The organism is uncultured Eudoraea sp., from assembly GCF_947258525.1.
In the GTDB taxonomy this organism is placed as follows: Bacteria; Bacteroidota; Bacteroidia; order Flavobacteriales; family Flavobacteriaceae; genus Eudoraea.
This window is the reverse complement of sequence record NZ_CAMYIP010000185.1, coordinates 1-23,917: the sequence shown is the minus strand read 5'-3', so window position 1 is coordinate 23,917 and position 23,917 is coordinate 1. Positions and strand designations below refer to the sequence as shown.

At 37.7% G+C, this 23,917-nt stretch carries 17 protein-coding genes and 1 pseudogene; 7 read left to right on the top strand and 11 right to left on the bottom strand.

Annotated elements, in window-relative coordinates; all coding sequences use genetic code 11:
- Positions 1–255: 255 nt before the first annotated feature.
- The 5 genes from cls to Q0X89_RS13670 all read right to left on the bottom strand — a co-directional run bounded on the left by cls (position 256) and on the right by Q0X89_RS13670 (position 9,072).
- Complete coding sequence (gene cls / locus Q0X89_RS13690; RefSeq protein ID WP_297695115.1) at positions 256–1,692, bottom strand: cardiolipin synthase; 1,437 nt, start codon at positions 1,690–1,692, stop codon at positions 256–258.
- 47 nt (positions 1,693–1,739) lie between these two features.
- Positions 1,740–2,783 (bottom strand): HAD family hydrolase, encoded by a 1,044-nt coding sequence (locus Q0X89_RS13685; RefSeq protein WP_297695113.1) that lies wholly within the window; start codon positions 2,781–2,783, stop codon positions 1,740–1,742.
- 535 nt (positions 2,784–3,318) lie between these two features.
- Positions 3,319–4,359, bottom strand: coding sequence for an AI-2E family transporter (locus Q0X89_RS13680; RefSeq protein WP_297695111.1), 1,041 nt, complete (start codon positions 4,357–4,359; stop codon positions 3,319–3,321).
- Positions 4,360–4,591: 232 nt separating this feature from the next.
- On the bottom strand, positions 4,592–5,272 hold the full coding sequence (locus Q0X89_RS13675) for a hypothetical protein (RefSeq protein WP_297695109.1): 681 nt from the start codon (positions 5,270–5,272) through the stop codon (positions 4,592–4,594).
- A 104-nt stretch (positions 5,273–5,376) separates the two neighbouring features.
- The gene (locus Q0X89_RS13670; protein ID WP_297695107.1) at positions 5,377–9,072 is read right to left on the bottom strand and encodes a metallophosphoesterase; all 3,696 of its coding nucleotides are present in this window, start codon (positions 9,070–9,072) and stop codon (positions 5,377–5,379) included.
- A 324-nt stretch (positions 9,073–9,396) separates the two neighbouring features.
- Between Q0X89_RS13670 and Q0X89_RS13665 the strand changes: the two genes are divergently transcribed.
- On the top strand, positions 9,397–10,578 hold the full coding sequence (locus tag Q0X89_RS13665) for a Pycsar system effector family protein (RefSeq protein WP_297695105.1): 1,182 nt from the start codon (positions 9,397–9,399) through the stop codon (positions 10,576–10,578).
- Between the two features lie 22 nt (positions 10,579–10,600).
- Here the strand turns inward: Q0X89_RS13665 and Q0X89_RS13660 are convergent, their stop codons facing one another.
- On the bottom strand, positions 10,601–12,970 hold the full coding sequence (locus Q0X89_RS13660) for a GAF domain-containing protein (protein ID WP_297695103.1): 2,370 nt from the start codon (positions 12,968–12,970) through the stop codon (positions 10,601–10,603).
- Positions 12,971–13,085: 115 nt separating this feature from the next.
- Here Q0X89_RS13660 and Q0X89_RS13655 point away from each other — a divergent pair, with 115 nt between their 5' ends.
- Positions 13,086–13,988, top strand: coding sequence for a metallophosphoesterase (locus Q0X89_RS13655; RefSeq protein ID WP_297695101.1), 903 nt, complete (start codon positions 13,086–13,088; stop codon positions 13,986–13,988).
- Between the two features lie 62 nt (positions 13,989–14,050).
- Here the strand turns inward: Q0X89_RS13655 and Q0X89_RS13650 are convergent, their stop codons facing one another.
- The 4 genes from Q0X89_RS13650 to Q0X89_RS13635 form a co-directional block, all read right to left on the bottom strand.
- Complete coding sequence (locus Q0X89_RS13650; protein ID WP_297695099.1) at positions 14,051–14,773, bottom strand: energy transducer TonB; 723 nt, start codon at positions 14,771–14,773, stop codon at positions 14,051–14,053.
- Between the two features lie 201 nt (positions 14,774–14,974).
- Positions 14,975–16,561, bottom strand: a complete 1,587-nt coding sequence (locus tag Q0X89_RS13645) for a Gfo/Idh/MocA family oxidoreductase (protein WP_297695098.1) — start codon at positions 16,559–16,561, stop codon at positions 14,975–14,977.
- The gene (locus tag Q0X89_RS13640; protein WP_297695096.1) at positions 16,558–17,052 is read right to left on the bottom strand and encodes a DoxX family membrane protein; all 495 of its coding nucleotides are present in this window, start codon (positions 17,050–17,052) and stop codon (positions 16,558–16,560) included. Before Q0X89_RS13640 ends, Q0X89_RS13645 begins: the two co-directional genes overlap by 4 nt.
- Before the next feature lie 315 nt (positions 17,053–17,367).
- Positions 17,368–18,627 carry an aminotransferase class V-fold PLP-dependent enzyme gene (locus Q0X89_RS13635; protein WP_297695094.1) on the bottom strand — a complete coding sequence of 420 codons (1,260 nt, stop codon included), beginning with the start codon at positions 18,625–18,627 and terminating at the stop codon, positions 17,368–17,370.
- Positions 18,628–18,782: 155 nt separating this feature from the next.
- Between Q0X89_RS13635 and aqpZ the strand changes: the two genes are divergently transcribed.
- The 5 genes from aqpZ to Q0X89_RS13610 all read left to right on the top strand — a co-directional run bounded on the left by aqpZ (position 18,783) and on the right by Q0X89_RS13610 (position 23,573).
- Positions 18,783–19,472: an aquaporin Z gene (aqpZ, locus tag Q0X89_RS13630; protein ID WP_297695092.1), complete on the top strand. Its 690-nt coding sequence runs from the start codon at positions 18,783–18,785 to the stop codon at positions 19,470–19,472.
- A 106-nt stretch (positions 19,473–19,578) separates the two neighbouring features.
- Positions 19,579–20,895, top strand: a complete 1,317-nt coding sequence (locus tag Q0X89_RS13625; protein ID WP_297695090.1) for a gluconate:H+ symporter — start codon at positions 19,579–19,581, stop codon at positions 20,893–20,895.
- A gap of 11 nt (positions 20,896–20,906) precedes the next feature.
- Positions 20,907–21,371 (top strand): RidA family protein, encoded by a 465-nt coding sequence (locus tag Q0X89_RS13620; protein WP_297695088.1) that lies wholly within the window; start codon positions 20,907–20,909, stop codon positions 21,369–21,371.
- An 11-nt stretch (positions 21,372–21,382) separates the two neighbouring features.
- Positions 21,383–22,495: a D-TA family PLP-dependent enzyme gene (locus Q0X89_RS13615; RefSeq protein ID WP_297695086.1), complete on the top strand. Its 1,113-nt coding sequence runs from the start codon at positions 21,383–21,385 to the stop codon at positions 22,493–22,495.
- A 10-nt stretch (positions 22,496–22,505) separates the two neighbouring features.
- Positions 22,506–23,573: a membrane dipeptidase gene (locus tag Q0X89_RS13610; protein WP_297695084.1), complete on the top strand. Its 1,068-nt coding sequence runs from the start codon at positions 22,506–22,508 to the stop codon at positions 23,571–23,573.
- A 63-nt stretch (positions 23,574–23,636) separates the two neighbouring features.
- Here the strand turns inward: Q0X89_RS13610 and Q0X89_RS13605 are convergent.
- A pseudogene (locus tag Q0X89_RS13605) lies at positions 23,637–23,917 on the bottom strand (hypothetical protein); the annotation flags it as partial.

Here is a 23,917-nt window from a genome sequence, read left to right as displayed (position 1 = left end):
CGCAACTGCCATTACGGAAGGTGCCTCTGCTGATTTTTCTTATCAGGGTGGTGTTGCCGTATTTACAATGGTAGAAGGAGGACTAATGGCTGAAGCCTCATTAGGCGGCCAAAAATTTACTTTCGACCCTATTCAATAATAAATAAAACCACAAAGAAAATTTAAGCCCGGAGTTCCGGGCTTTTTCTATTCAATTTAGTTTATTATTGAAGTGAAACTATTGAATAACCGTAAAAGAAAATAAATAATGTAGAGCTACATTAAAGGGCTACCTAATCTTGCTAATTTTTCTTTTACACGATCAATTTTAGGTCTTGCTGAATGTTCTTCAGGGGTTAGTTGCAGACTTTTTTTCAGAAATATGTTGAATTGTCTTTTCATGTTCATGGTTACTTCCTTATTGTAAATCAAAGCGTTCACTTCAAAATTTTGTTCAAAACTGCGAATATCCAAATTAGCCGTTCCAATAGAACAGACGGCATCATCTGACAGAACGACCTTAGAATGGATAAAGCCTTCCTGAAACAAATAAATCTTTACACCTGCACTAAGAAATCTACTGAAAAAGGACTGTACGGTCCAATGAATCATGGCAGATTCAGAACTTTTGGGTACTATTATTCTCACATCTATACCACTTAAAGCTGCTGTTTTAAGAGCCAGAGAAAGGGTGGAATCGGGTATGATATAAGGATTGACAATATAAACATACTCCTTTGCCTGATATAAAATATATAGGTATTGTTGCAAGATATTAGGATAATCTGCATCGGGACCACTCGATACAATTTGTACTGGTGTATCTCCAATTTTATCCATAAAATTAAACATCCCTGGTTTAATTAAATTTTCTCTGGTGACAAATAGCCAATCCGCAAGAAATACGAAATGCAGAAAATTCACACTCATGCCATGTATTTTTAAATGCGTATCTGTCCAATGACCCAGCAAGTCATCATCTTTGATATATTTGTCATCTACATTAATTCCCCCTGTAAAACCAACTATCCCGTCTACTATTAATATTTTACGGTGATTTCGATAGTTTAATCTTGCCAACCTGCCAAACCGTACGGGCATAAAAGAAAATATTTGCACTCCAACTTCCTCGTATTTATCTATCATCTTATTAGATAAATCCCAACTGCCCAAAGCATCATAAATTAACCTTACCTCGACCCCTTGTTTAATTTTCTTTTCGAAGAGTCTTAAGAATCGATCTGCCAATTCCCCATCTATGAAAATATAATACTGAAGGTGAATATATTTTTCTGCCTTTTCACAAGCTTCAAAGATGGAATCGAATGTTTCAGATCCATCATTTAAGATCTGTACCTTATTATTAAAAGTAATGATAGAGCTATTTACTCTGGTGAGTAAACGTATAAGGTGTAAATAAGTAGAGGTAACGTCATGTCTTTTTAGAATATTTTGTTCAGCTTCCTGGGAGTACTTTTTTATAAAATGCTCAAATTGTGTATAATCAATTTTCGTCTTTAGATCAAACATCTTTTGTCTTCGAAGATTAACCCCAAAAGCCAGATATAAAATTGCGCCAATAAATGGCATAAAAACAATTATAAATATCCAGGTCCAAATACGCTCGGGCTTACTGCCATCCTTTATTAATAAATACAGACATGATAAGGCCAATGCAAATTCGAGCAGTGTAATAATGAGTACCCATGTCATATTAAACCAGTGATGTTTAACTCAATATTCAATATATCTCTATACGGTTAATGATTATTCATTTGGAATGGATAGATAGTTTTCCAATCGTTTTTCATATCAATAATCATCCATCCTTTTTCTTTGGCCTCATCCAGACCCTTATCCAATCTTCCTATATGTGAATCCCTGTCATAAGCCCACTCCCTTTCATTATCAGTATGATGCAAATAAAGCATAAAACTTGGATATTCATTTGAGTCAGCGTACTGAAGCATCTGAAGGTCACCGTCTGAATTTCCCGATGCGAATATGGGTTTTTTTCCAATATGCTTATGGATACCAACGGGTTTCCCGGCGTTATCATCAACAAAATCAATTTCAGGGAGCCGCCTGATAACCGCTTCACCATCATTGTATTCAAAACTTGTTTTTATGCTACTTCCCACAATCTGATAAGAAGGAATATTGTAAGCCTCTGTGGCCCATGTTCTCATAAAATCTATTCCTCCTCCTGAAACAATAAATGTTTGAAAGTCGTTTGCTCTGAGATAATCTAAAAGTTCCAACATGGGCTGATAGATCAATTTATTATAGGGCTGATTAAACCTGGGGTGTTTAGCAGTCGACAACCAATTAGAAACTATGGTGTCGAATTCTTCGTTAGTCATACCCGCATGGCTTGCCATAATGAGTTCCATCAATCCATGCATCCCTGTTTTCAGAACTTCATCCATATCATCTTCTAAAACTCCTTTAAACGGTTGCTTGGTAATCCACTCCGGGTGTTGATCTGCCATTACCTTAATACGATCTATAGCAAAGGCCAATTGAAAGTAGAGCGGTCTTTCTGACCAAAGGTTTCCATCATTGTCAAAGGTGGCAATCCTGTCTTTTACCGGAACAAAGCCAGGTGATCCCTCTTTGGTTACGGTCTCCACAAAATCCATAATGGCTCCTTTGGCAGGCCCTTCATTCCATGAGGGTAAAGGGTCTGACTGAATTTGTTTTTGATGCGTGCTTTGGTCATTGGAGACAGGGCTTGCCTGCTTGCACGCAAAATTGATAATTAAAACAATCGATAAAAATAAGTTTTGAATAAGATGCTTCATGGACAATAAATTTGATGTTCATATAAAATTGTAATAATAGCTCTTTTATACCATTTTATCTGCTACCCAATTAAACCTTTGGAGACCAATATAATTCTGTTCAATAACCATCTTCATAAATATTGGACATCGATCACTTCTGACCTAAGCATAGAAGGTCTAGGAATAAAAAGACATTTCATAAACAGTTTTCTATCAATTGGGCTGGTTTGTTTTTGGGTTTAGACATGGTATGGGGGTATCTGCTATCGCTATGAAATTAATAATTTTATTGATACCCGGAGTGGTAATATTACTTGAATGTTGGCAAAATTACCATCATTTCCAATTTAAATAATCTCCGCTGGTTGTTTAATAATTGCCGCGAAGTTAACGCTTCAAATCACCAAGCATAAGTGAATGGTTTATTTAAAACTTTTGATGGTTGCATAATATATTTCATCTACGCTTTATGAATTTCCCTGGGAGCCTCTAATCTGGTTATTACTTTGAAATATAGTTTCCGACTTAAAGTCATCGGGGATGTATTGGTTAGTCATACTTCTTTACTAATCCAGTATTGATACAATTGGTACACAACCGACAATATCACCGGTCCTACAAATAGCCCGATAATACCATGTAGCAACAAACCTCCAATGGTCCCGATAAGAATCACTATCATTGGTGTCTTTAAGCCTTTTCCCAGGAGGATTGGTTTCAATACATTGTCTGACAAGCCTACAAGGAGGCAGTATATCGTGAAAATAATGGCATAGGTTGGCTCTGCAATAGAAAATGCAAACAGAATCGGAACAACCATTACAAGGGTTACCGGGATTTGAACAATAGCAGCTATCAGGACCAATAAAGTAAATATTCCTGCCCCGGCTATTCCAATAGCCTTAAACCCTATAAATGCCAGTACAGACTGGATAACGGCAACTAAAAGGATTCCTTTAATAACATTTCTAATAGTATCGCGGGAAATTAAAATCACTTCTTCTCCTTCTTGTCCTATTAACTTCATGAATAGTCTCAGGGATGCCCTATATGCATTTTCCGCATTGAACATTAAAACCAACGAAATAAAAAATGATATAATAAAAGTAATCATGGTACCCAAAAACCCTTTTACGGAGCTTAAGAAATCCTTTCCAAATTCCAATATGGTATCCTTATGAACAACCGCATATTGCTCTATGTTATCTGAGAGTGCATACCACTCATCATAAAGTCTCTCACCTACTAAAGGCCAGGACTTAATTTTTAAATCAGGCGATGGTATTTGAAATCCTTCACTTTTTATCTGATCTACAATAGTTGCAATAGATTCGAAAATACTGGCAAGTACAAAGTAAGCCGGAACGGCTAATAAAAGCAATGAGATAAATGTAAAGATGAATGTTGCAAACTTTTTTCGATGATCACCTACCTTTGCAACAAACCATTTATATAAAGGATATAAAGCAACGGCCAAAAGAATGGACCAAATGGCAATAATTACAAAAGGCCTGATAATTAAAAAACACCAGACCAATATTAAAAGTAAAACTACTATTCTAAGTACCGAAGTCATATTGTCTTTTGTATTCATAGGTCAGATATTAAACTTGTATTGGCTAAATATATATGATCAATTTAAGAATTCTAAGCTATACTTTAAGATATGACGTCACAAAAATAATTTAGTTCTTAAATTAAAGAATGAGGCATAGCCATACTACAAATACGAATATCTACGGTTTCAAATTAAATAAGCAATGAGTTTTATTATCTAAAAATAAAACTCATTATAGGTGTAAGGAGATTAAAAGATGGCCTTACTGCTACTCAAAGCTTTTGACCATAGTTTCTACATACTTTTGAGCGGTTTTATATGCCTCCTTGGGGTCATCTAATTCGGAAGTTACTACAGCCACTAATTGATTTTCCTCTGGCTCATCAAGGTTATAAAATACGGTCTCCAAAATATACGTTGTAGAAGTGCTCGTCGATGTAGAAGTTGGAATATAACCCCCAAACGAATTATAGTAAGGACCATATGCATAAGGGGTTCTGTAGTAATTATAAAATCCACCGTAATAACCAGGATAGCCATAGCCGGCCGAAACTCCTACACCTATCCCTGTACTGGATGTTGTAGTAGTGCTCTCCTTATCCTTTACAGCCACAATCACAATTCCGTTATATCCTTCGCTATTTAATATACTTTCTATAAAAGCGACCCGTTCTTCAGTTATTTCTTTTTGAGTGTAAATTTTCGGAAATTTTTTAAAGCTCTCAGTAGCCTTATAGTTTTTAGCCCTCAATTCATTGGCTAACGCTTCTTCAAAAGCTATTCTGGCTGTGTTGTCTGCCGTTCTGGCCAAAACCAGAATTTTCTTTTCCTTGAATTTCGCAACAGTTTCGTCTTCCCCGGTCCAGGAGTCTGTAACTTTTACGCTACCACAGTTTATAAAGACAAAGGCGAAAGCAAATAACACAAGGATTGCAAGATTTTTTTTCATAAGTATCGGAGTAAATTTTACATTGATTATTTAAGGCGCCGAAGCTAATAAAAATATAGCACTTAATGGTATGTAAATAATATAATATTGAAATCAGTATTCAACTATAATCCCAAAATAAATCCAAAATAGAATCGCAGCCCATCATCCGAACCAAATAGCCCGATGTTGGCAGTGACCAAATCTGTACCGTTAATAAAAAATCCGCCTCCATAGGAAGTATTCCAGATATCTCTATTAAAGGAAGGATCTACTACCAGGCTATCATCTACCCAGATTCTGCCTACATCAAATCCTCCAAAAATGCCTACTTCAACCGGTACCAGTCCTGTTTTATATCTTTTAAAATTAAAGCGCAGATCTGAAGTCTGATAAAAGGAGGATTTCCCTGTAAAACGCTCGTTTCTATAGCCCCGTAAGCCGTCGTTACCGCCAATACTTGCGGCCTGGTAAAACTCAAAATCATCTCCAAAAATAATATGGGCCTTAGACCTGGTAGCTAAAACCAATTGACCATTTGGTGAGATTTTATAAGCAAAACCAAGTGTCGGAATGAAATATCCAAAAGTGTTTGAATTGTCAAGGTTTGAGGTAATTCCGGTTCTAAATTCTGCTTCCATACCCAGGGTTGGAAATGCAGGATTATCACTATTAGTATAACTATAAACGGCTTCGGCTCCCAAAAAGTTATTTCTCTCTTCCTGAGGGATAAAGTCGGAAAATAAATTTATATATCTTCCCTGAGTCTCTTCCAGTTCATAGGTTTTGTAATTAACCCCTATTCTGAATTCCCCATTGTTTTCACCATGCCATGCCAATCCTACAAAACCACCTAATGTACCCAGTTTGACACGATTGTAATTCAGATTAAAATTATCCTCATCTTCAACGTTCGGATTTGGTGTAGAATTCCCAAAACCAAAAAAGTTTATGCTGTAATTCGGGCTGGTTAGCACACCATTGATGGCCAGATTCCAATTACCCACCACATGAGCGAATTCCCCCTGATATCTTACATCAAATCCACCGGTAGATGTATATATGGCGGCCGCTATCCTATTTGTAGAGGTAAAAGGGTTTCGCTCAAAGCCATATCTCGTATGTCCGGCTATAATGCCCAGCTTTAGTCCATCATCCGGGTTTATTCCAATTAATGGGAGTACTGCGTTTACATTATATTTCGGTTTCCTGTAGTTATAATTATTATTTTCATAATCATCCCTGATATGCTTTTTGCCCTTTTTGGTTACCAGCGTATTGGGTTTACTTTTAAAATCATATATATGGGCCTTTTTGCCATTTAAGACCTCATAAATATCATTATTAGAACCACCAATCATGCGCAATTTTATGGGATGATCTCCTTCCCCGGCAACATGAAAATAATCATCATCGTCCAAGCCATATATCCAAATTTCCTTGGTGCTTTCGGCGTCGTATATTTTTTCATGAAACACGGCATCCTTTTCACCTTTCTTAATTCTATAGCCTGTAACTTTGGTCTGGCCATTGGGCATTCTTTCAATCTCAAACCAATCATCCTTATCCGTACCTCGTATAACGGCATATTTATTTACGACCTTAAAATAAGCCTCCGAAATTTTTCGCAAATTCGCACGCCTGCCTTTTAACTTACGCTTAATATCCTCCATATTCTCATCCTTCACTTCGTCAGGCAACTTTTCAAATGCGGCATCTATAATTTCATCAGTAATATGAGACGCCACATAAGCCGCCTGTTCATCCCAAACTGCTTTGTCTGATTCCTGAATCACAGCAACATCCAGGACATATGGATTTAAATTGCTCCATTGAACATCTTTGATATCTTCTTCATATGAATTTAAAACGCGTGTAGGCGCGGCCAGCTTAGTAGCCAATCCCAGGGCAAAACCATCATTCATAATTGAAAAAGCCTGGTCCCTGTCTCTCGGAACAGGTTTATATATAGTTAACCCATCTTCCTTAAAAATAGCCCAGCGCCATTGGTCCTGATGGCGATCCCAATCTCCCAGTAACATATCAAACAGCCGGGCCCGAACATAGGTGGTTTCATCTATTTTGTGATCTTCATTCTTTTTTAACTTTTCCAACATGTCCAGCGTACTAATCATTTCATTGGCATATCCAAAACTGGCTTTGTCTCCATGTCCATCATCTGTTCGTTCCTCAATGGCATAGAGTGCATCCCCAAATTCATCATTGAAACGGCCAATAGCATTCTGCTTTGGTACATAATACAATTTAGGATTGGTATGGAATATCCCAACGGCATCGGCCAGGTCTCCTATGATAAATTGAGTATAGGGGTGATCTCCTGTAAATACGTCCAAAACAAGTTCCTCCGTTTTTGTACCTGCAAACTCATCTTTTACATATTGGTTCTTAAAGCCAACAGATTGAATATATAGCAACGCATCTTTTCTCATTGCCCTCATAATATACTCCTGCCCTTGTTTGTTTATTAAACGTAAAGAACTGGACTGATGCCCACCTCCTTTGCGCACCGGACTAAGACCACCAAAGAGCGTATCCAGATTCACGGTGGGTACAGTGAGTTCAGTGCTATATAATTTGCGATAACGTTCTCCCCAAAGCCATTTAAAAGTCTTGCCCTTATCCGTTTCTTCTCTGGTGTATATTGAAGCTGTTTTTTCTTGTGGAAAGTTATCGGGATAATCCGTTATTATTGGACGATCTTCTTGTAACACCTCAGTTTCAAATACAACTTTGTTCTCTTTTGTTGAGAAGAAGCTTACATGAGAAGAACCATCTTTAAAAACATCCAATCTGGCATATCCCGGAGATCCATAGGAAAATTGGCCGCCACCAACATTTCGCGTTGGTGTGGTTTTAGAACCCGCCCCACTGACTATTTGAGGCAAATTGGATTCAACCAAGTACTGAAGGCTGTGCTCATGTCCGGATACAAAAATTATTTTATCATTATCCTGAGATAAGGTAATTATTCGATCCCGGAATTCATCATATCTTTTGTATTGTATATCGGCAGGAGAAACCCCTCCCGCTCTGCGGAGAACATTTTTTAAAGTCCCCAAAACTGGGATCGGGGTCATATGCTGTCCTACTGAAAATTGGCCGCCATGGGGGCCATTGGTAAACAATGGGTGATGTAAAGCGATCAATGTAGTCTTGCCTCTAGCTTTTTTAATAAGACTCTCATATTCAAGAAAAAAACGGTTACGGGTTCTAATTTCACAATCATCATTTAATGTTGGAAACTTATCCCATTTGGTAAGGTACCATTCCGTATCCACTACAATTAGCTCCACCTCATCATTGATTTCAACTTTGCGGATTGGGCAGCCATCCTCGGGAAGAAAGGTATTTTTCCCAAGTTTGTCCTCAATGTATTCTTCCTGTCTTTTAAGACCTTTAGGTCCTCCACTATACCAATCGTGGTTTCCCGGAATAAAAATTGTCGTCCCTGCGAAATCCTTTACAACCTCGGTTTGAACATTCAACTGATGTTCTGCAAATTCCCTGCCTTTAGCTCCTTTTTCCGGCAAGCCTTTTGGATAAATATTGTCTCCTAAAAACAAGGCTGTACTATTTTTTGAGGCGCCTTTTAGTGCTTTTTCAAAAGACTGGAGTGCCTCAGATTTTGATCCTATGGGCGAATACCCGGCATCTCCAATTAAATAAAAAGAGTGTAAAATTTCACTATCTGGTTGTTTTGAAATTAAGTTCTCGCCTTTGTATTGAGCCTTGTATGTTGCACAGGAGTATAAAACTAAAAGACCAACAACTGCAGCTAATGCCTTATGTATTCGTTTCATTATTATTGAATGTTGCTTTTAAACTAGGATGATTCAATGCAAGCACAAATTATCAGCCAAAATACAAAGTTAAAACTCAAAACTCCTATGCTTCTTTTTTTAATGATTTCTTGTTAAAAAGAGCCAGCACTACTTTAAAGATAGTTAAACTGTAAGAATTATATTTAGCTTGTGGCATAGATGCTGATAGTGTAATTATTAAAAGAATTGTCTGGAAAATACCATTTATATTGATTTCAAGGTTGACCCATTCAAACTTGGAACAAGTTATATACATTTGTGCAAACCACAGAATTTGTAAATTTTGTTTTATAAATTTGATATATGTCTGAAATTCTTTTAAAAACCGAAGCCTTTGTCGTTGATTTACTATCCACGAAATTAGACCCTAAATATCTTTACCATAATCTAAGACACACCCAAAGAGTCGTAAAAAGTACTTTGGAATTACTTGAAGCACATAAACTGGCGGATAAGCAAAAGGAAGTCTTGTTATTGGCGGCCTGGTTACATGATACAGGATACACAAAGGGACATGAGGAGCACGAAAGGAATAGCTGTAAAATAGCAAAAGAATTTCTGGAAAAGGAAGGATACAATAAAGAGGGTATCAATCAGGTTCAGGATTGTATTATGGCCACACAAATGATCTATGAACCAAAAAACCTGAGAGAACAAATAATCCGGGATGCCGATGCCTCTCATTTTGCACAAAAAAGCTATCTGGAAACTTGTGAACTGCTGCGGGAAGAACTTTCACTCCTGGACATAGCCAATTATTCCTATAAAGAATGGATGGAGCAGAACATTAAAATGTTCAGAATAAACCATCATTACTATACCGATTACGCAAAAGCAAACTGGCAGGAGCGAAAAGACAAAAATCTAAGGATTCTTGTAAAAGAGGTAAAAAAGGAAAAGGAAATTGCAAAAAAAGAAAAGTTAAAGGCGCAATATAAAAGCGAAAGCCCGGATAGAGGCATTCAGACCCTATTTAGGGTAACCTTAAAAAACCACCTAACACTTAGTGAAATTGCAGACACCAAAGCAAATATTTTGTTGTCTGTTAACGCAATTATTATTTCTGTTGTATTGTCTAACCTAATACCAAAACTGGACAATCCCTCCAATGCCTATCTTATTTACCCTACCATAATTTTTTTAATATTCACAGTTACTTCAATGGTTATGGCGGTTATTGCAACTCGTCCAAATGTAGGCCGTGGCAAATTCAGCAAGGATGATGTGGCCAATAAAAAAGTGAATCTTCTATTCTTTGGAAATTTTCATAAAATGAAATTGAAAGAGTATGAGCTGGCCCTTCAGGAATTGGTTAAAGACAAAGATTATATTTATTCTTCGCTCACTAAAGACCTATATTTTCTAGGGTTGGTGCTCCACAGAAAATATAAGATATTGCGTTGGACCTATAGTATATTCGTAGTAGGTATTATTGCTACTGTAATAGCATTTGCCCTTGCGTTTAAACATTTAAGTCAGGTTTAGCTTACCGATCTTACCGGTATTCCTAGGCTTTTAATTCTTCCATGAGATCCTCATAGGTAAAGGTTTTTTCGTCTTCTGAATTCTTCTTGTAAAGAATCTCAGCTCTTATTGCCTTTAGCCCGGATACACCCTGAAGACCTTCAAGATCTACTATCTCAATATTATTGGTAAAATACCCTTTGGATTTTAAGAAGGATATGTATCTAAGGTATTCCAGTTCATCCTTCTTTTGAGAGTAAACAATGGAAAGTTTTCCTTTCTGGGTTAGCCTTTCATTTGTGCCTTTTATGTATGATTTGTCAATACGCTTTTTTATAATTTCATAACGGGCGTTATAGGTGCCATCTACATCAAATTGTTTCTCATCCATTCTGAAGCGAATTGATAAAGAGGTACTATAAACTAAAATAAGAGAAGCTACATCGAGCTGAACATCCAGCTCCGGTTTTAAGTTGTAATACTTGTTTTCCATCTCACACATCACCTGCAATTGCCATAACCGGAGATTCTTTAAGTACAATGGATCAAATTCCCTGTCTTCAGAAATAGAGCTCCCTATGTACATGTTGTGCTCAATACCATCAGTTTTGTAACGCTCATAATAGTGAGGAAACATCTGTTGTGCTGCCTCCTGATGTTTGTCTATTACGGATGCTAGTTTCTTATTAATCCGCATTACACTGTCATCATACTGTTTTCTGTGATCGTAATATGAATGAGTTTCTGAATTAATGGTTTTTTCGTACGCTTCTATCATTTCAGACAATTCCTTGTTTTGCTTTTTAAGATGTTTAAATATGGGCAACACCTCTGCATTTACAAAATCAAATATGGTCTGTTCACTGTTGGAAAATAAGGTCTCTTTTATGTCTTCAATAAAATTGTCAATTCTGTAAACCAGTTCTTCATAAACAGGTAATTTTTCATTTTTCAATGCAACATTCAACACTTCTTTAATGTTCGATAATTGAATCATCAAATCTCGTTGAATAGCCGTATTTCTTGCCTGTGAAGACTCTTTAATATCTATTTGACCGTATAACGGATAAACATCTTTAAAAACTATTTCTTGAAATGAGGGTTGTCTGCCTTCAATTCCATCAATAATAAATTGTTTGGCTTCCTCTTCAAATCTCCAGTGAACGGAAGAATGAACAGAAGTACACTCATTTTGAATAATAGCGTCTATTAAATTTTCTTCTTCAATTTTTGAACGTACTACAGCCGCAACAATATAAGGCATTACATCATCAAGCTTTGTTGCGTTAACTCCGTTTAATTGATTTTTTTTTGTGGATACCAGTTCCAGCACACCTAAAAGTTCTCCTTCATTGACTATAGGGGCAAAAATGGCGCTTTTTATTCCCTGTTCATACAATCCTTTGTATGGTTCAATTCCTTCAGATAATTTGTAATATTTATCTACATCAGATATTGCAAAATAGCCTTTCTGCTTCACTATCTTATCATAGGATCCTATGCATAGTAGATGATTACAAGCCTCATTATCTTTCTCTTTAAGGAGAAAGCTTTCTATTCCATTACCATATACACGTTCTAGCTGATCATCTTTAGTGTTATAAGTGACAAAGCCAATTTTTAAATCTTTAATCTTAAAGAAGGATCTGAAAGTCTCATGCAGATCTGTCATAAAATTTTCGCTTCCCCTTTTATCACTTGAAATAAGATTTGTTTTAATTTCAGATATGGTATGTTCAGCTGTAACATCAAACATATTTGAAATAACAAAGCCTTTTGAAATAAAGCTATTTGGAGGAATCATTTCCTTCCAGAGTTCAAGATCTTCGGGATTTTCTAAAAGCTTATCAACGTCTTCCTGGGTTAATTCTTTAGCCAATTCTGTTGGAATTATATCTATAAAGTCCGCATTGTATAGAATACGATAATGACGTATTATTCCATCAGCATCTGGGATATCATAAAAATAAGGCCTGCTAAAATCAAGGTTAAATCCATAGTGGAATTTGAGGATCACGGTACTGGCCATAATGTAGTCTATACCTTCATCCTGGTCGCGAATAAAAGGCTTGAAATCCTTTCCGGCATTGTCCAAAATCTTTTGAAATCTTTTAGATTTATTAAATACGATATCAAAATAAGGTAAAGAAGCAGCCTTAATTTCATTCTCACTCAGAACTTCAGCAAATGAATCCTGCAAAATTATCCGAATAACGTCCTTATGTTTTTCAAGAAGCTCAATATCAGAAAAACCTTCCCTGAGTTCAGGATATGGTGCCTGAGTTTCCAATACATATTTAGCCCTGGATGACAAAAGGTGATCATCGCTTTTAGCCATTGTATCGTAATGCTTTAAAAGCTTATCAAAGCTAATTAACATTTGCAGCGGCATATCTTTGTTCATAGATTCCATAATTCTATTTGTCTACGGATTGACTATAAAATTACAAAACTATTCGATTTCTTTTTGTTATATGAATTTTTACGGTGTTCCGGGCATTTTTTGGATATTTATACAAAATTCATTTATGTCTTCAGATAAAAGACTTAATAACGCTTATAAAAGGGCCAAAACCATCGCATTTGATGACACTTCAAAGTTTATTCTTTTTAGTGATTGTCATAGGGGCGACAATAGTTTTGCTGACGAATTTGCCAATAACCGGAATATATATTTTCACGCTTTAAAACATTATTTTAACAACGGGTTCCAATACTGTGAACTGGGAGATGGCGATGAACTCTGGGAGAATATGACTTTTGAACCCATTTTTGAAGCCCATAAAAATATTTATATGCTAATGAAACGTTTTCATGAGGAAAACCGGCTGCATATGATATTCGGGAACCACGATATGGTGTACAAAAACCCTGCATATGTTAAAAAACATCTTTATACTTATTTTGAGCCCAAAGATGAAAAGGAAGCAACTTTGTTGGATCAATTGCAATTTCACGAAGCAATAATCTTAAAGCACCGCGAGAATGGACAAGAGATATTTCTTACTCATGGACATCAGGCAGATTTCATGAATTATCACGGATGGAGATTTAATCGATTTTTGGTTCGTATTCTTTGGAAACCTCTTCAGGTATGGGGAATAGCAGATCCTACCAGTCCGGCCCGTAACCATCGTGAGTTAATTAAGGTAGAGCGAAGAATAAAGCGATGGATTTTAAAAAACAAGTTATTGGTAACCATAGCAGGACATACACACAGGCCAAGATTCCCTGAACCAGGTGATATCCCCTTCTTTAATGACGGAAGCTGTGTACACCCAAGAAGCATTACCGGGATTGAAATAGTTCACGGTTCAATTTCTCTCATTAAGTGGCAGATTGCAACAAAGGAAGATGGTACTCTTCAGATTGTCAGGATTTTACTGGAAGGACCTCAACAACTATCGGACTATGTACAAAAAGAGGATTGATTCTTTCCAATACGTGGGTATCAGTTGAATCAATCCTCAGGAAATAGTCATGTTCTCTATTTCTATTGAATCATAAAGTTAATTGGTATACTATAAGGAACTTTCACAGATTTTCCGCGTTGCATCCCGGGAGTCATATTAGGGAGCGCAGCAATAATTCTGTGTGCTTCTTTCTCCAATAGTTTATCCGGGCCTCTTGTCCTTATTCCCTCTACTTTGCCTTTGGAATTTATCATAAACTGGACAAATACTTTTCCCTTTATACCAAGTTCAAGTGCACTCTCAGGATATGTAAATTCTTTAACAATATGCGCTTGTATCATCTTTTGGAAACAAGCTTTTCGTTCATCATTTCCCTGCGCATTTTCACAACCGGGATATATAGGAACATTCTCAATGACTGCAAAGGGAACTACAATATCTTCTTCTTCTTCGCCAACTTCAACATCGTCAACATCCATTACCTCCTCAATAACTGATTCCTGACTAGTTTCCGTACTCTCAATAATAGTTTCTTCTATTTCCTCTGTGTCTTCTACTACTTCAATAACTTCAGGAGCTGCAGGTGGTGGCGGTGGTGGTGGAGTATTTAAAGCTTCTGTCACTGGTACATCTTCTTTAAGGTCATCTACTGCCTGAGCAATGTCCTGAGTAATGGTGTCTTTAGGATACGATTTGTATTCCAAGGCACGCCAGGTCAAAAATAGAACCACTGTAAGTCCAATTACGAAATACAGTCCACTATTTCTATTCAAATCTACTTTTGGGTTTTTTTTGACTTGCATGACTATTTTTTATTGTGATATACTCAAAAATACGTCATGTACAATGTAGATTATATGATATTTATCAGTTTTACTAGTAATATCATAATTATATGTCTGCTTCCTTAGCAGACATAAAACAAGTAATCAGGACTAAAATTAGCCCTGATTACCTAAACTATAGTTTTGCAGTTTTACTTATAAAACTTGCTAGTCCTCAAATTAAATACTGGATAATAAAACCTCGTCAAAATTAATTCCTTCAATTGGAACAATACGCTGTTGGGCAGGGTCCCAGTCTATTCTTCTTCCAAGTTTAACCGATAGGCCGGCCATATGTGCTGATATTGCTTCATCAAATCCTTCATTTATTCCACAGCTAACTTTACCTCCGTTGCGCGCGGCACTAAGCCATTCCCGCAAATGCAGAAATGTTGAATCAACTCTTGTCCCGTTAATGTAAGTCCACATAAGTCCTTTATCTGCAAAATATTGTGAAGTTGCAGAAGAAACTGCATCTGGTACACTGGCACCGGGATTATAGGTATAAACGGGAACAGATGGTTTCATTTTTTCAGATTCAATCATTTCGGCATACTTCGTAGACCTGCTATCCGGCCAAACTGTAAGGCGGTTACCTAATTCCATAGTAGCGTCATGTCCCATTAGAATAGTAGGCCTGCTAAAACCATTGCCCAGCGTTGCGCTGTAAACAAAAGTCATACCTTTTTCCTTACCTTTTTTCTGGCTACTGCCTGTGCTAAAATCTGGAAACTCCATATTTACCTGCAGTACATCAGGTACATTTCGCCCGTCATTATGCGTGTAAATTCCTCCAGAAGCGCTTACGGAAGCCGGGATACCCATTTGTAATACGCAATTAAGACGATCATAATCGTGGGTCAATAAATCTCCGGAAAGACCGGATCCGTATGCCCACCATTTTCTCCACCTGAAAAAGTGATTTTTGTTAAAGGGTACTTTTGGTGCAGGCCCTAAAAACAGATCCCAGTCTATGGTCTGCGGGGTTGCTTCATCCTCTATATGATAATTCCATGCCCCATTGTCATCATTCCTGTTTGTATTAGTCTGAACAAGGGAGACATGACCAAGCACGCCTTTAGAAACGATATCCTGGGCTGTTTGAAAGCTCAAAGTTTGCCTGTGCTGGTGGCCAACCATGAGCACTGCCTTAGATTTTTCGGCAGCTTCCTTTAGCCTGTAAGTCTCTTCTACAGTGTGAGTCATTGGTTTTTCTAAATAGGCATGTATTCCATTTTCCAGAGCGTCTATGGCCATAGGGGCATGCCAATGATCTGGGGTGGCTATGATCACCGCATCTACTTTACCGCTTCGGATCATCTCTTGATGTGTCCTAAATCTAATCACTTTGGTATCTTCATTGGAAAAAGAATTAATTACCTTCTCTGCCCTGACATCATAAACGTCGCAAACTGCAGTAAGTTTTACATTCAACTTGTCCTGATTCATAAAATCCTTAAGACGGGAGTTATTTGGATTCTCCTCTGCAGCCAACCTCATTTCTTCAAGCCATTCTTTCGTTGCAAATCCCAGTGCTCTGCACAATTGCTCACCGCGAATCCCAAAACCAATTATTCCGACTCGTACAGGCTCACCGCTAATTTCTTTTACCGCAGAAGGTAATGAAGGCTGTATATTTAATTGTTCAAGTATGGCCGCACGCTCCCTGTTTTTGGAAACAGCATTTGAGGCGCCCGCCCACCAAACGGCACCAAGAATTGGAATTCCACCTAAGCCCTTAATTACATCTCTTCTTGTCCATTTCATGAGGTTTCAGTTTTAGTTTGTTCTTTGTTTTTATTGAATAAGTTTGATATACCAAAATATTGTCCTGTAGGAAATTGATAAATAACCATGCAGGCTACAAGCTCTATTAAATTCTTATTGACAAACCAATAACTTCCCTCCACATTTACTTGCTGTAGCCATGGAAATGGGGGATGTGCCAAATAATACAGTGCAAGAAGTAATATCCCTGCCAAGGCACCTTTTTTCTCAAATATGCCTAACAAAAAGGTAATTCCAACAAACATAAGTGCTAGCCAATTGAGGGTATCCGCCCATCCAATAAAAGGTTCTTTGGCAATTGCCAAAAATATGGACTCCAGTGGGCCTTGTGCCGTAGCCAGATAGCCAAATGAAGTCCAGTCAGGATTATAAAGCTTTATAACACCTTCGTACAAAAAGTGCCAGCCAATGAGTACCCGCAATAACACAATACTGTGTTTTAATTGCCATTTGCTTTTAGTTTCAGTCATATTGTTTAGTTAAAGTTGTGAATTAATATTTCCTCAGTACAGATTTTGAATTTGGTTTTTAGATTGAAAGCCAGGCATATAATACGTATTAATCTCCTTGCATTGTAATTTAGTTCATGTGTTTTGGATTCAGAAAATTACTTTGTTCAATCAAAATAAAAACTTTGTGAATGGCACCTTAAATGTTAGCTCAAAGACTATGCTAATACCGATCAAAACTAGAGGCACAGCCCTTTCTTTCCAATGACATTTATCAGCTTTTTTCTGTTAATCCCATTATCTATGACAAATAGACCGAATGGAAATTAAATAAGCTTATACCCTTAGAGCCAAAGTATTTATTGCCTCTACAAATGCATCCAGTTCTTTAGTAGTTGTGTATACATTGGGAGTAATCCTACATCCTTGAACATTGGCATAATCTATAGCTACCGTAAATATATGGAATTCATCAAAAAGAGTATTTGCCAGCTTTGCAGGAGTCATTTTTACAATTCCTACATTCGCAATGCCACAACTCCGATAATCCTCAACCGGTGTATTTACTTTGACATTTTTTACATTCCTTAATTTTTCACTCCAATATCGCTGCAAGAACCTTAGCCTTTTCTCTTTTCGTTCCAGGCCGATCATTTCCAGATAATCAATGGCATCATCAATTGTAAGATCTGTATGCACCGGATGAGTACCCGTATGATTCAGCCTCGTAATGTCATTTGGCTCGCGATCATGCTCTGCCAAAAGCGGCCAAATCTTTGATATTTTATCCCTGGCTACATACAGTATTCCAGCACCCAAAGGAGTGCTTAACCATTTGTGAAGACTTGAAGCGTAATAATCACAGTTCAGCTCATCTATCTTTACCTGAATATGGCCAATACAATGAGCACCGTCTACCATTACTTCTACACCGTGTTTATGCGCCATATCACAGATCTTCCGAACAGGCAATATTTGCCCGGTGATATTGATCATATGGCAAACCATAATTAATTTGGTTTTAGGAGTAATCTGGTCTTCGTAAAGTGCTACTAATTCCTCATCTGAAACCGGGTGGTTAGGTATGGAAACTATTTTATTGATAACTCCATAACGCCTCGCAATCAATGCAAAATGGTCCTGCATGGATCCGTAATCTTGCTCTGCAAAAATAGCCTCATCATTCTTATTCCATGGATAACCTCCAATTATCATGTCTAAAGATTCGGTGGTGTTACGTGTAATGATCAATTGATCTGATGAACAGCCTACCATCGCGGCCAAACGTTTGGTTATCCGGCTTTTATTTTCCCACTGAACAGTCCTCATATAGTAGGAACCTTCGTAATTAATATTTTTAATATGCTCCAGATACCTACTCATCGTTGGCTGAGGGGTTATATTATAGTATCCGTTTTCAAGGTTTATATATTCGGGTTTTAACAAATAATCTTTTCTGATGTTCTTCCAGAACTCTTCATCGTTATTTCCATAATCTTTGGGAATTTTAATTTCCCGGGCATTCAGGTTATAGGGAAGAAAAGGGGTAATTGCCGCCATCTTCCCAAAACTCTTAAGAAAAGACCTTTTATCCATATTAGAATATTTTATACAAGATAACAAAAGGAATTCAATGTATATAAACCATAACCCTATAACCATAAAAATCTTTAAATACGCTCTCTTCCTTAAATAAAGTCTTTGGTAAATGTTTATCTTGTATTAATATTTATAACCAACAAAACAGAAAAATGAAAAAATTATTAGCAGAATTTATCGGCACCCTATGGCTGGTGCTTGGCGGTTGCGGTAGTGCTGTCCTGGCTGCAGCTTATCCGGAACTTGGAATTGGTTTCGCAGGAGTTTCACTGGCTTTTGGTCTTACAGTATTGACTATGGTTTACGCTATTGGGCATATTTCAGGTTGCCATCTGAATCCCGCAGTATCCATTGGACTATGGATAGGCGGGCGTTTTCAGAGCAAAGAATTGGTTCCTTATATTATTGCTCAGGTATTGGGAGGAATAGCAGGAGCAGGGATATTATATCTTATTGCCACAGGTAAATCGGGATTTGAAATTGGTGGATTTGCAAGCAATGGTTACGGGGAACATTCCCCGGGCGGTTATAGCATGTTAGCTGCCCTTATTACAGAAGTGGTTATGACTTTTATGTTCCTCTTTATTATCCTTGGGGCTACACATTCCAAAGCTCCAAAAGGAATGGCGGGCATCGCTATCGGACTGGGGCTAACTTTGATACACCTTATTAGCATCCCGGTTACAAATACTTCTGTAAATCCGGCCAGAAGTACAAGTCAGGCCTTATTTGCAGGCGACTGGGCAATTGGCCAGTTATGGCTTTTTTGGGTAGCTCCTATAGTGGGTGCCATTTTAGCAGGCCTGATATACAAATATATTTCCCCCGAAACTAAAAGTTAAATCAATCAGGGGCCTTTTTGGCCCCTTATTTTTGTTTAAGCTTAACGCGTCAAATTCCTTTTTGAAATAGTATATTTAGTATTTCAAAGATCAGAACCAACTACTCATGCCGCTTCTAATAGTAATTTTAGGGATAGTACTTCTCTTTATCCTGATTGCCAAATTTAAACTCAACGCATTTATAACCTTTATAATTGTCTCACTATTTGTTGGCATTGCAGAAGGAATGAAGCTGGAGAGTGTCGTAGAATCTATCCAGAATGGAATAGGTAATACTCTTGGTTTTCTCGTAATGATCTTAGGCTTTGGCGCCATGCTTGGAAAATTAGTAGCAGATAGCGGAGCAGCACAACGTATTACTTCAAAACTGGTAAGCAAGTTTGGTATAAAAAATATTCAATGGGCAGTTGTGCTTACAGGATTCATTGTGGGTATCCCAATGTTTTACTCAGTAGGCTTTGTTATTTTAATCCCACTGGTTTTTACTGTAGCGGCAGCTACGGGACTTCCCCTGTTATATGTTGGTTTGCCTATGCTGGCTTCATTATCAGTAACACATGGGTATCTTCCTCCACATCCTGCCCCAACTGCAATTACGATAATGTTTAATGCAGATCTGGGAAAAACCCTGGTTTATGGAATAATCGTTGCAATCCCGGCAATAATTATAGCCGGGCCCTTGTTTTCGCGAACAATTAAAAATATAAAAGCCACCCCTCTAAAAGAATTTGTAAATCCCAGAGTACTCGAAGATCATGAAATGCCCGGTTTGGGAATAAGTATCTTTACGGCTTTATTACCTATAATACTTATTGCGGCCGCCACTTTAGCAGATCTTTTTTTGCCCGAAGATTTTTATCTCAGCCCAATAATATTTTTTCTTGGTAACCCTGTAATAGCGATGCTTATCGCTGTATTGGTTGCAATATATACTTTGGGATTAGCCCGAGGTAAAAAAATGCCTGAAATCATGGGCTCTGTTAGCAGTTCAATTTCAGGCATTACACTGGTGTTATTAATAATAGCAGGTGCAGGTGCTTTGAAACAAGTTTTAGTAGATAGCGGTGTAAGTGATTATATTGCTAACATGCTCAAAGGATCGACAATCTCCCCTTTATTATTGGCATGGTTCATAGCTACTGTCATAAGGGTTTGTGTAGGGTCCGCTACGGTAGCTGGCTTAACGGCTGCAGGAATAGTTTTGCCGATGGTTTCCAACCCTGATGTAAATGCAGAATTAATGGTTCTGGCCATTGGATCAGGAAGTTTAATGTTATCTCATGTCAATGACGGGGGTTTTTGGTTATTTAAAGAGTATTTTAACCTGTCAGTTAAGGATACCCTGAGAACATGGACCGTGATGGAAACTACTGTTGGTGTAATGGGACTTATTGGAGTATTAATCTTAAACACATTTATATAAAAAGCAAGGATATGAACAATTTACCTTCACAACGAATAGCTACTTTGGGGTTAAAATTACCTCCAGCTCCCCCTCCTGCAGGACTTTATAAACCAGTCCTTGTAGTAGACAATTTTCTTTATGTATCAGGACAGGGTCCTATGCAATCCGATGGAACATTAATGACAGGAAGGGTTGGAGAAGATCTTAACCTCGGACAAGGCAAACTGGCCGCGGAGCAAGTAGGCTTAACAATGCTCTCTACCATACAAACTCATTTTGGGGATTTAGACCGGATAAAGCGTGTAGTAAAGGTCCTGGGTATGGTAAATTCCACTCCGGATTTTGGACAACACCCTTTAGTTATTAATGGTTTTAGCGAGCTAATGGCAGATGTCTTTGGAATTGATAACGGTGTTGGCGTTAGGAGTGCAGTTGGTATGATGCTTCCCGGAAACATCCCGGTTGAAATTGAAGCTATGTTTCAATTGCATTAATCAGATTCAAAATGTCAGGCAAAAAATGGTACGAAATTGATAATCCGGAGGAAATTGTATCTCCCTCTTTATTGGTATATCCGGATAGAATTGAAAAAAACATCAAATTGATGATTTCAATGATTGGGGATGTCAACAGACTACGTCCACATATAAAAACTCATAAGACCGCCGAGATTATTGAAATGCAAATGCAATATGGTATTCAAAAATTTAAATGTGCCACTATTGCAGAAGCAGAACTCTTAGCACAATGTGATGCCAAAGATATTCTATTGGCAATGCAACCTGTCGGTGCTAATTTAACCAGGTTTTTTGAACTCATTACCACGTATCCCAATTCACATTTTTCAACTATTGCTGATAATAAATATACTATTGGTCTTATATCAAAAATGGCCGCCTCTAAGAATATAACAGTGTCATTATTCCTGGACCTCAATACCGGTATGAACAGAACAGGTATAGAGCCTAATGACAGCGCTTTTGAATTATTTACCGGGATTGCAAATGATCCAAATTTGAATGCGTGCGGACTTCATGCCTACGACGGTCATATACGGGATACTGATATTAACTTGAGAAAAAAAGCTTGTGATACTGCTTTTAAATTAGTTACAGATCTTAAACGCAAAATCGAAGCTACAGGTGTGGAAGTGAAAACATTAGTTATGGGTGGATCGCCTTCATTTCCAATCCATGCCAAAAGGGAAAATGTAGAGACCAGTCCGGGAACAACCTTGCTTTGGGATGAAAGATATGGAACTTCTTTTAGTGATATGCCATTTTTGCCAGCAGCGGTTTTGCTAACCAGAATTATTAGCAAGCCAAAAGAAGGGATTATCTGTTTGGATCTTGGACATAAGGCCATAGCACCCGAAATGGATTTTCCAAGAGTAAAAATCTTTGGATTAGAAGATGCGGAGCAAATAGGACAAAGTGAAGAACATTTAGTACTTCACTATACCCAAAGTGATACCTTAAAAACAGGTGATGTCTTTTATGCAATTCCCATGCATATTTGCCCCACTGTGGCCAAATATTCAAAAGTGCTGACTGTTGAGAAAGGCAAGATCAGTGGAGCATGGAAAATTGCCGCAAGAGATCATCAAATGCAAATCTAAAAAAGCACCTATGTTTATTTTTGACGCACATCTGGATTTAGCAATGAACGCAATGGAATGGAACCGTGATCTTTGCTGGACTGTTGAGGATATTCGGGCGAAAGAGGCCGGACTTACGGATAAACCGGATAGGGGTAAAAACACTGTTTCATTTGATGCAATGCGTAAGGGTAATATTGGACTTTGTATGGCTACTCAGATTGCGCGATTTGTAAAAAAAGAGAATAATCTTCCCGGATGGAATTCGCCGCAACAGGCCTGGGCACAAACTCAGGGCCAACTCGCCTGGTACAAGGCAATGGAAGCTCTTGGTGAAATGACACAGATTACCAACTTACAGGAATTAGACAACCATTTAGATTTTTGGAATTCTTCTTTTAATGCTAAAAAACCCATTGGATATATTTTAAGCCTTGAAGGAGCAGATTCAATAATTACTTTAGAATATCTTGAAAAAAGTTATGAGCAAGGACTTCGTGCCATTGGGCCAGCACATTATGGTCCCGGAACCTATGCTCATGGCACAAATTCTATTGGAGGTATTGGCCATAAAGGGAAAGAACTCTTAAAAGAGATAGCAAGACTTAATATTATTCTGGATACCACCCATTTGTGCGATGAGAGCTTTTGGGAAACATTGAAGGCATACCATGGACCACTTTGGGCCAGCCATAATAACTGCAGGGCCCTCGTAGATCATAATAGGCAATTTTCTGATGAACAAATTATTGAACTTATTAATAGAGATGCTGTAATTGGTGTTGCCCTTGATGCATGGATGATGGTACCTAACTGGGTTCGTGGTAAATCTACCCCTGAAGCTATGGGGGTAACCTTAGAAACAATGGCAGATCATATAGACCACATTTGTCAACTGGCCGGGAACGCATTACATGTGGGAATAGGAACCGATCTTGATGGCGGATTTGGAAGAGAGCAAAGTCCGGCCGATTTAAATACCATTGCCGATCTACAAGGCCTCCCGATTTTACTTCAAAAAAGAGGGTATTCTCCAGAGGATATTGAAAATATAATGCACAAAAATTTTATTCGATTTCTAAGAAAAGTCTGGAGCTAATTAAAAGAAAATCCTCCCGAAAATTTGGGAGGATTTGAATCAAATAATAATTAACCTAATTGTTTATCGCACTTTTCTGATCAATGTACCATGAGTCACGGACTTAAGGTCCCTAAGTGTATTCATCTCCTGATATGCTTTTTGTTGTGCTTCGGTTGCCGGCCCAGTGCTACCTCCATTAAAAAACTGATCATAGCCTGTATACATATCCACCGTAATATGGCTTGCATAAGCTTCAGTTGCATAACCAAGCATATTCCTCATCATTCCCCAGCTTGCACGGCCACCAGAGTCTACATCGCTTTGATGAAATGATTTAAAGACTTCGGATTCCATTTTCTCAT

Coding starts and splice junctions, on each gene's coding strand:
- cls (WP_297695115.1), bottom strand. CDS start 1,692: ATGACATGGGTACTCATTATTACACTGCTCGAATTTGCATTGGCCTTA.
- Q0X89_RS13685 (WP_297695113.1), bottom strand. CDS start 2,783: ATGAAGCATCTTATTCAAAACTTATTTTTATCGATTGTTTTAATTATC.
- Q0X89_RS13680 (WP_297695111.1), bottom strand. CDS start 4,359: ATGAATACAAAAGACAATATGACTTCGGTACTTAGAATAGTAGTTTTA.
- Q0X89_RS13675 (WP_297695109.1), bottom strand. CDS start 5,272: ATGAAAAAAAATCTTGCAATCCTTGTGTTATTTGCTTTCGCCTTTGTC.
- Q0X89_RS13670 (WP_297695107.1), bottom strand. CDS start 9,072: ATGAAACGAATACATAAGGCATTAGCTGCAGTTGTTGGTCTTTTAGTT.
- Q0X89_RS13665 (WP_297695105.1), top strand. CDS start 9,397: ATGTCTGAAATTCTTTTAAAAACCGAAGCCTTTGTCGTTGATTTACTA.
- Q0X89_RS13660 (WP_297695103.1), bottom strand. CDS start 12,970: ATGGAATCTATGAACAAAGATATGCCGCTGCAAATGTTAATTAGCTTT.
- Q0X89_RS13655 (WP_297695101.1), top strand. CDS start 13,086: ATGTCTTCAGATAAAAGACTTAATAACGCTTATAAAAGGGCCAAAACC.
- Q0X89_RS13650 (WP_297695099.1), bottom strand. CDS start 14,773: ATGCAAGTCAAAAAAAACCCAAAAGTAGATTTGAATAGAAATAGTGGA.
- Q0X89_RS13645 (WP_297695098.1), bottom strand. CDS start 16,561: ATGAAATGGACAAGAAGAGATGTAATTAAGGGCTTAGGTGGAATTCCA.
- Q0X89_RS13640 (WP_297695096.1), bottom strand. CDS start 17,052: ATGACTGAAACTAAAAGCAAATGGCAATTAAAACACAGTATTGTGTTA.
- Q0X89_RS13635 (WP_297695094.1), bottom strand. CDS start 18,627: ATGGATAAAAGGTCTTTTCTTAAGAGTTTTGGGAAGATGGCGGCAATT.
- aqpZ (WP_297695092.1), top strand. CDS start 18,783: ATGAAAAAATTATTAGCAGAATTTATCGGCACCCTATGGCTGGTGCTT.
- Q0X89_RS13625 (WP_297695090.1), top strand. CDS start 19,579: ATGCCGCTTCTAATAGTAATTTTAGGGATAGTACTTCTCTTTATCCTG.
- Q0X89_RS13620 (WP_297695088.1), top strand. CDS start 20,907: ATGAACAATTTACCTTCACAACGAATAGCTACTTTGGGGTTAAAATTA.
- Q0X89_RS13615 (WP_297695086.1), top strand. CDS start 21,383: ATGTCAGGCAAAAAATGGTACGAAATTGATAATCCGGAGGAAATTGTA.
- Q0X89_RS13610 (WP_297695084.1), top strand. CDS start 22,506: ATGTTTATTTTTGACGCACATCTGGATTTAGCAATGAACGCAATGGAA.